At 66.3% G+C, this 1,788-nt stretch carries 1 protein-coding gene; it reads left to right on the forward strand.

The window, feature by feature from the left end:
• Window positions 1–121: 121 nt before the first annotated feature.
• Entirely contained in the window at window positions 122–1,759 is a 1,638-nt protein-coding gene (locus ACW2Q0_RS31050; RefSeq protein ID WP_457194483.1) for an IS4 family transposase, read from the forward strand.
• Window positions 1,760–1,788: the final 29 nt, after the last annotated feature.

The following is a 1,788-nucleotide window of genomic DNA, read 5'->3' on the forward strand; positions in this document are numbered from 1 at the left end:
CAAGGCCGGGTAGTTAGTGTTTTCGCTGGTGGCACAAGCACTTTGGAAGATTGCCGGGCATAACGCAACGGAGCTCGTTGGTTCAGATAGTCGACCAAGACATCTGTTCCGAGGAGCTCCGTTGCCATTTCATTCTGGCTTGCCACCCGCGCTGGCGACAATCACCCGCACGGTCAGCGTGGCTGCGGGCCGGTACGCTCCGGGCCATCTGGGTGAGCTGACCGCTATCGTGCCGTTCGAGCTCGTCGACGCGGTCCTGGCTCAGACCCGGACGGTGCAGCGCCGGTTGCGGGATCTCCCGTCCCGGGTCGGGATGTATTTTGTGCTCGCGATGTGCTTGTTCCCCGAGGTCGGGTATCGGCTGGTCTGGGACAAACTCACCGCCTCGTTGACCGGGATATCGATCGCCGCCCCGACCACGAAAGCGTTGCGCGACTTGCGTCGACGGCTGACAGCGGCGCCAGTGAAAGCGTTATTCGATATCGTGTCCGGGCCGTTGGCCCAGCCGACGACTCCGGGGGTCCGGTTCGGGCAGTATCGGACGGTGTCCTTCGACGGCTGCACCTCGCAGAAGGTCCCCGACACCGCCCGTAACCGGGGCTGGCTGGGCCGCACCGCCCACTACGGCTACCCGATACTGGAGTTGATGACGCTGGTGGAGACCGGCACCCGCGCGATGATCGGGGCAGTGTTCGGGCCGACCGCCGAGAGCGAGACCGGCTATGCCACCCGCCTGCTGCATTTGCTGCGCCCGGACATGCTGGTCTTGTGGGACAAGGGTTTTGACAGCAACGACTTCCTCATCAAGGTGTGCGCGACCGGGGCCCAGGTGCTGGGCCGGCTGCGCAGCAACCGCCGCACCCCGGTCCTGACCCGGCTGCACGACGGCTCGTACCTGTCTGTCATCAACACGGTGCGGGTGCGGATCATCGACGCCCAGATCACGGTGACCTGTATCGACGGCACCGTCTTCACCGGAAGCTACCGCCTCGTGTCGACCCTGACCGACGCCCGCCGCTACCCCGCGGCGTCGCTGGTGGCCCTCTACCACCAGCGATGGGAACACGAGTCGACCTACTACGCCCTGCGCCACACGCTCATGGACGGGCGCAACCTGCGCTCGGGTGACCCCGCTGGCATACAGCAGGAGATGTGGGCCCTGCTGAGCCTCTACCAGGTGCTACGCACCGTGATGGTCGATGCCGCCGAGTCACGGCCGGGCACCGATCCCGACCGCTGCTGCTTCACCATCGCCCTGCACACCGCCCGCGACCAGGTCATCGGCGCCGCCGGCATCGTCCCCGCCGGCGAGGGAGACAGCCTGGTCGGGCGGATCGGTGAGCAGGTCCTGAACCACCTACTGCCGCCGCGGCGTCAACGGGTCAGCACCCGCAAGGTCAAATCGCCCATTTCCCGATACGGCGAGCGCCGAGACGACGGCCGACCCGATACCAGCCGCACCGTCACCAACCTCGACGTCACCATCGTGACGCCCGAGGCCCAGCAACCGCTGCCGACCACCTCCCGCAACGATTCCCACCTCGCCCCCACCGGCCGCCGCCGGCACCGGATCCTGACCCTGCTCACCACAGAGCCCACTCGCCTCTGGCGAGCCCGCGACATCGCCGCCCACTTCGGCGACATCACCATGAACACCATGTACAGACAACTGAGCCGATGGGCCACCGACGGCCTCATCCACAAAGTCGGCCCAGGCCTCTACAGCGCCACACCCTGGTCACCCAAACCCCTTGCATGACAAGCGAAAACACTAACTACCCGGCCTTG

This window comes from Nocardia citri, assembly GCF_054065835.1.